The sequence below is a fragment of the Acinetobacter sp. YH16038 genome, assembly GCF_013417275.1.
Taxonomy (GTDB): Bacteria; Pseudomonadota; Gammaproteobacteria; order Pseudomonadales; family Moraxellaceae; genus Acinetobacter.
In genome coordinates this window covers 1-5,899 of the sequence record NZ_VPEG01000065.1, presented here as the reverse complement: position 1 = coordinate 5,899, position 5,899 = coordinate 1, and the positions used below count along the sequence as shown (strand labels likewise).

Genomic DNA, 5,899 nt, shown 5'->3' with positions numbered 1-5,899 from the left:
TATTGTATGCGATTTGGCTCGCTATCATTCAGGTATAGTCTTTTGATAAAAAAAGCATGACTAAAAGCCATGCCTTGGGAATTCGTATAACGTGTATTATGTTAATTGTAGGAAAACTCAATAATTTTCTCTTTTCATTACTTTTCAAAAATATATTTTTTTTCCATGCTTATAGGACAAATAAACATATATTGAGCTTTAAACATTCCGTTTTTATCTTTTTTAATTTTTTTTACAGTCTCTTTAGATTGTAATACTTGTTCCAAATTTGCTAATAAATCTGTTTTTGCTTTATCTAGATCATTATTAAAAACACTCAAATTATATTTTTGATAATTACTCATGGCATAAGTAATAGCATCTAAATTCGTTTTATTATTTACTATTACGTCTGTAAAAAGGTCATATGCAACCAAACAGTAATTTTTGAACATATCTTTATTTCGAGCTAAAAATTCTTCTTTTTCACCTGCACAGCCAGATTTGTCATAAATAAACTTATTTCTATAATAATCGCTATCTTTTGGTGAATTTAAAATTACAACCCCATCCGGACTATACGAAAATAAATGATATCCAACATATCCTCCATAGGAATTTTTAGCATTTACTTCACCACAAACCACACTCTCACCAACAGAATTTTTGATTTCCCTTAAATTTTGAAACTTTGTAGAGTCAGGATCTTTCATTTCCTGCTTTACTTTACTTTGAGCCATATTTAAAAATTTATTTTTTTCAGCATAAACAGAACCAATTAAAAGAATATTAAGAATGATGAAGTATATTAATTTGTTCATGAAGTCCCCGTTATTTAATGAATAGACCATAATTTAACATAATGGTGGTTATACGAAATTGACAATATGTACAGGATTCTGTACATTTAGGATTGTAAAGTTTCAATCACTACCGCCTAGGTAGTCTAGCTAGCAGCGTTTTGACGCAGCTTACCCTATGAGGGATAGATATATGCATGTATTTACATATACGGACGCACGTAACAATTTAAAATCTGTTTTAGATAAAGTAATTGATGATGTAGACGTTGCTTTTATTACAAGAAAAGAAGGTGGCCATGCTGTAGTAATGGGACAAGATCATTACGATAGCTTAATGGAAACGTTATATCTCCTTTCATCTCCAAATAATGCAAGTCGTTTAAATGAATCAATTGCTCAATTACGTGCAGGGAAAACAAAACACAGAGAGTTGATTGAGGATGACGAATCGTAACGTCGAATGGACTGATAATGCCTGGGATGAATATATCTATTGGCAGACACAGGATAAAAAGATACTTAAGCGTATTAATACCTTAATCAAAGAATGTCAGCGAACACCTTTTGAAGGAACAGGAAAACCAGAACCTTTAAAAGCTAATCTTTCAGGATTTTGGAGTCGTAGGATTGATGAAAAGCATAGATTAGTTTATGAAGTGACAGATGAACGAATCTCTATAATTCAATGTCGATTCCATTACTAACAAGATCCCCTATTTTTAGGGGATTGTTTTTTTATTTAATACAAAATCTCATATGCGAAATTTAGGTGTTATTCCATATAACGCCATTAAAAAGATCTTTATCTTTCTGCCTATTTTCTTCAGTCTTACTTTCCGTGCTTAAAAACTTTTCAAAATCGGTTAGTTGACCCTTAAAAGATTCATCATTTTTCAGTTTGTTTAGAACCCAAGCTCCCAGTAGAATTTTACGTCTAGTATCATCTTTTCTTTGTCGATCAGAAACTTTCTTTTTTTCACGAGCAGCAATAGCTTGTTTTTGTGCTTTTAGTTGTCTTAATCGTTCTTCTTGCTTTGCAATTTTTTGCTCTAAAGTTTCAACACTCATACCATCACCATCTCAAGGAATCCCCCTCAAGCATAGGTCTGTTTGAATTGAAATTCAAGACAGCCCATGCTATCGTGGTTTTCCCGAAGGGCGCACTTAGCCATTGGATTTCATCCAATGGTGCGACAAGGGGTAAATCCCCTTTGTAATCCCCTGACCAACATATACATGTTGGTAATTTCGATAAATCGAAATAAAGAGCAAAAGCAAAATGGCGATATATCATTTTTCAGTTAAAACGATTAGTAGAGGTAATGGACGATCGGCCGTTGCTTGTGCTGCATATCGTTCAAGTGAAAAATTGGTATGCGATTTTTATGGAAAAGAACAAGACTACACAAGAAAAACTGGTGTCGAATTTACAAAAATCTATGCACCTGAAAATACAAATACTGAGTTACTCAAGCGCCAAACACTTTGGAATGAAGTCGAAAAGGTTGAACGTAGAAAAGATGCATTACTTGCAAGAGAGTTTGAGATTGCATTTCCCAGTGAGTTAAACGCTGAACAGCGTGAAAATATGCTCAATGAACTTTGCCGAAACCTCGTTAAAAAATACGGTGTCATCGTTGATGCTGCTATTCATGCACCTCATACAGACAGTGGAAGTGATGAACGCAACTACCATGCACACATCATGTTCACAACCCGAAGTATTAATGAGCAGGGTGGCTTTTCAGCAAAAAAATATAGGGACTTCAGTCGTGACAATGGCACAGAAACTGTAAGCCACTGGAGAGAATCATTTGCAGAGTTATGCAATCATCACCTGGAACAAAATGGATTTGATGAACGTGTCGATCACAGAAGTTATGAAGACCAGGAAAGTGACCTAGAAGCAACTCAGCACGAAGGTCCTCAAGCGACATACCTCCGGAGACGAGGAATATTTACAGAAATTAGTCTGAAAAATGATGAAATTAAGCTACGTAATTTAAAAATCAAAAAGGTCATCGCACTGGATGAAAACATCAAAGTATCTGAGGATCTTGTTCAAAAAGTACGAAGTGAGCTTCAGTTTCAATACTCTCAAGCTGAGTATTCAGAAAAAACTTCTCAGAAACTTTATGAATTCCAAAATGAAGAATTATCAAAATTAACAACAAAATTAGACACGATGAGTTCTGCAATATCAGAACTACGCAAAAAAGAGCCTTTATTTTTTAAAACAAAATGGATCAATCAAATAAATGACCTGATCGACCAACACAACACCCAACTAGACATCCAAAAGCATATTTCTGGTCTTAGTGAAATAGAAAAAAAAGAGAGATATTCTGATCATTTAAATAAATGGACAGAAGAAAATCAGCTGCTCCAGCCTAAAAAGTCTTTTGCAAAACTTGACGAACCGAACATCACTGTTAAACAACGAAAACTTAATGATCAAATTTCAAATATAGATCATCAAATTTCTGAAATATCACGCAGAGAAACTGAGTATCAAGAGTATGTACGCGATCAAAGACTGGAGATCATAAATAGTTATATATTTGAAGAAGATAACTATGGAAATAAATACTTTAGTCCTCAAAATGGTGAAAAACAAAAGCGACTATATGCAGAAGAAATGGAAGATCTAAAAATCCAAGAATTGCATGCGGCTTTTACAAAAAAAATTGAGACCGAAGCGCAGCAAGAGTTTTCCCAAAAAATAGCAATACAGCTCGAAAACGACCGAAAAGATCGTGAATCTAGAGAACAGCAGTTACTTAAAGAACGAGAGCAACAAGAACAACGCTATGCACAAGAACGAGAGCAACAAGAACATTTGGCATTTTTAAGACGCCAAGAACAAGAAAAACAGCAGAGAAATGAGCCTAAAAAGCCAGAAAATGACAATAACCATGACTACACGCCTTAGCAATCCCATTTAAGCGCAAAAAAACGGGGGTTTTAGCGACTTTTGATAGAAATACAGTAAAACTATAGTTGATAAAAATAAAATCGCTTAAAACGCAAATGAGAGCCTTTTAGCGAGTGTCTACGAGCGACACAACGAAAGGTTGCTTATTCCCCCTCTGAAAAACCGTTTTTTATTGAATTACTGGGGACAGTGATTAGCGAGTGTCTACGAGCGAAGTATTGATGCTTTTGCTCGTCAAAAAGCATGAGCATAGCGAATGCATTATTCATGTTTTGCTTTTTGAATCCTTGATCATATATGCAAAAAACTGCCCCCACGAAGCGAGTGAAACGAGCTTCAATAGAGTACGAGCTTTAGCGAGTACCAAGGGCAGTTTTAATAACTCACTTTGGAAATAAATTCCCTTTTATTCTTTTAAAAAGCTTTTAAAAGCTTTTAGACCTTCTGAAAGCCTTATGTAGCAATAGTTTCAAGCGTTAAAAGGGTACAAATAGCATGATAAAGGGTACAAATAGCATGATTTTATCGTTTAAAAGGGTACAAATAGCATGATTAAAGGGTACAAATAGCATGATAAAGGGTACAAATAAATTATTGTACCCTTATGTTTATTGGTGTACATTGTTTTCTCATAAGGGTACAAAAATCATGTTCATTTTTTATAAGGTTTGATATCTGAATGAATAAAGAAAATAGTTATGATAAATCTTATCCAGTAACAACAATGGCTATTCAAAACAAAGTTACTGAATGCTTTAAAAGCATGTCTGTAGATGAAAAAAGAATTTTAATTATGGCTTCTCCGATTGCTAGAAATATCGATGCAAGTGAACAAGATCAAATCTTAATATCTGCTCAACAATTTGCTGATGACTGTGGTATCAAAGTCAATTCTGCTTATAAACAAATTGAAAATGCGTCAAAAAAACTAGTAGATCGGTCCTTTTCATACGTTAATGATAGGGGGAAAAAGGTCTACTCTAACTGGGTAATTGATGCTACTTATGAAGATGCAGGGATATCTTTAAGGTTTACATCTATTGTTTTGGTGATGTTGAAAATTTTAGATAAATACAATCCATACACTCGTTATAAAAAAGATGTAGTTCTAAAATTAAAAAAAGACTACTCAATAGACTTTTACCATTTAGCGAAAAAAAATCAGGCAAAAAATGGCTTTGAATTAACGCTAGATGAAATGTTTACAGAGTTTGGTTTACCAGAATCTTATAGAGATTTGAGGAACTTAAAACGAAGAGTTTTGAAGAGCTCATTAGATGAAATTAATGAATTTACCGATGTAACAGTTGACTATAGTCCAGTTAAAAAAGGACGTTCTGTTGTCGGCTTTAAGTTCACTGTGAAAGAAAAATCTAAGCCAAAATTAATAGCTCCTGAGCGAGATCCAAAAACAATAGATATATTCTGCAACCTGTCTGATGCTCAAATTAACAAGTACAGTGCTATTTTATCTAAACTTTCTGAGCTATCAGACCTAAGTAACTTCCAGGACTATCCTAGTTTTGCCCTTTGGATTAGTGGCATCTTACGAGATCCGAAAAGTGTAAGAGAGGAAACAGCAAAGCGGATTTTTAAAGCTCTTCATAGCAAGACGGATTTTAAACCATGAAAACTAGAGCTGAATTAGATGCAATGAGCCATCAAGAACTCAAAGACTATGAGCAAAGTTTACTTGCTCTGTGGACACCAAGAATGGCTATTGAAAGTGACATTGAAAGGTTAAGCACTAATCGCAACGAATTATTAGAAATTTTTAATCAATTAAAAAATCCTGATGCTCCTGAAAATGAGCGTTTAAAAAATTCTATTTTATCGCTCAAATATAAGATTGAAGATTTAGAAGATAAATTGGATGATCTTATTCAAGATAATCGCTTAAATCGTGCAGATTGAATTATTCAGTTTATTTAATTAAAACCGTGAAACATTGATCAAAGAATAGGCGTGGAACGTGAATAGTCACAAAAAAGCCGTTCCAGTGCGCTGAACCCTGGAACGTCTTAGTATAAGTTTATGATTTATATCGAATAAAAAACAGTATTTCGTATAAGGTGTATTATGTTAATTTTAGAAAATCTTCACTACTATTATTTTAAAATAAGCCTTATATCCAAGCATAAAACAAGGTTGTCTAGACTTCTTTTAACAGTAAAGTTATCAT

7 protein-coding genes are annotated in these 5,899 nt (G+C 33.7%); 5 read left to right on the top strand and 2 right to left on the bottom strand.

Going from position 1 to position 5,899, the window contains the following annotated elements:
• Positions 1-137 precede the first annotated feature (137 nt).
• A complete protein-coding gene (locus FTV34_RS15990; RefSeq protein WP_057692831.1) occupies positions 138-800 on the bottom strand; it encodes a hypothetical protein in 663 nt (220 codons plus the stop codon).
• Positions 801-972: 172 nt separating this feature from the next.
• Here FTV34_RS15990 and FTV34_RS15985 point away from each other — a divergent pair, with 172 nt between their 5' ends.
• Positions 973-1,236, top strand: a complete 264-nt coding sequence (locus FTV34_RS15985) for a type II toxin-antitoxin system Phd/YefM family antitoxin (RefSeq protein ID WP_000557944.1) — start codon at positions 973-975, stop codon at positions 1,234-1,236.
• Complete coding sequence (locus FTV34_RS15980) at positions 1,223-1,486, top strand: Txe/YoeB family addiction module toxin (protein ID WP_000184943.1); 264 nt, start codon at positions 1,223-1,225, stop codon at positions 1,484-1,486. The genes FTV34_RS15985 and FTV34_RS15980 overlap by 14 nt, the downstream gene beginning before the upstream one ends.
• Before the next feature lie 61 nt (positions 1,487-1,547).
• On the opposite strand, the gene FTV34_RS15975 is transcribed toward FTV34_RS15980, so the two are convergent.
• Entirely contained in the window at positions 1,548-1,850 is a 303-nt protein-coding gene (locus FTV34_RS15975) for a hypothetical protein (RefSeq protein WP_180070786.1), read from the bottom strand.
• A 211-nt stretch (positions 1,851-2,061) separates the two neighbouring features.
• On the opposite strand from FTV34_RS15975, the gene mobQ reads away from it, so the two are divergent.
• From mobQ to FTV34_RS15960, 3 genes are all read left to right on the top strand, one after another.
• Complete coding sequence (gene mobQ, locus FTV34_RS15970) at positions 2,062-3,714, top strand: MobQ family relaxase (RefSeq protein ID WP_119065101.1); 1,653 nt, start codon at positions 2,062-2,064, stop codon at positions 3,712-3,714.
• Positions 3,715-4,396: 682 nt separating this feature from the next.
• The gene (locus FTV34_RS15965) at positions 4,397-5,347 is read left to right on the top strand and encodes a replication initiation protein (protein WP_004728629.1); all 951 of its coding nucleotides are present in this window, start codon (positions 4,397-4,399) and stop codon (positions 5,345-5,347) included.
• Positions 5,344-5,631 (top strand): hypothetical protein, encoded by a 288-nt coding sequence (locus FTV34_RS15960; protein ID WP_004728627.1) that lies wholly within the window; start codon positions 5,344-5,346, stop codon positions 5,629-5,631. The genes FTV34_RS15965 and FTV34_RS15960 overlap by 4 nt, the downstream gene beginning before the upstream one ends.
• Positions 5,632-5,899 lie beyond the last annotated feature (268 nt).

Excerpts from the sequence above, each read along its gene's own strand:
- FTV34_RS15990 (WP_057692831.1), bottom strand. The coding sequence starts at position 800 with ATGAACAAATTAATATACTTCATCATTCTTAATATTCTTTTAATTGGT.
- FTV34_RS15985 (WP_000557944.1), top strand. The coding sequence starts at position 973 with ATGCATGTATTTACATATACGGACGCACGTAACAATTTAAAATCTGTT.
- FTV34_RS15980 (WP_000184943.1), top strand. The coding sequence starts at position 1,223 with ATGACGAATCGTAACGTCGAATGGACTGATAATGCCTGGGATGAATAT.
- FTV34_RS15975 (WP_180070786.1), bottom strand. The coding sequence starts at position 1,850 with ATGAGTGTTGAAACTTTAGAGCAAAAAATTGCAAAGCAAGAAGAACGA.
- mobQ (WP_119065101.1), top strand. The coding sequence starts at position 2,062 with ATGGCGATATATCATTTTTCAGTTAAAACGATTAGTAGAGGTAATGGA.
- FTV34_RS15965 (WP_004728629.1), top strand. The coding sequence starts at position 4,397 with ATGAATAAAGAAAATAGTTATGATAAATCTTATCCAGTAACAACAATG.
- FTV34_RS15960 (WP_004728627.1), top strand. The coding sequence starts at position 5,344 with ATGAAAACTAGAGCTGAATTAGATGCAATGAGCCATCAAGAACTCAAA.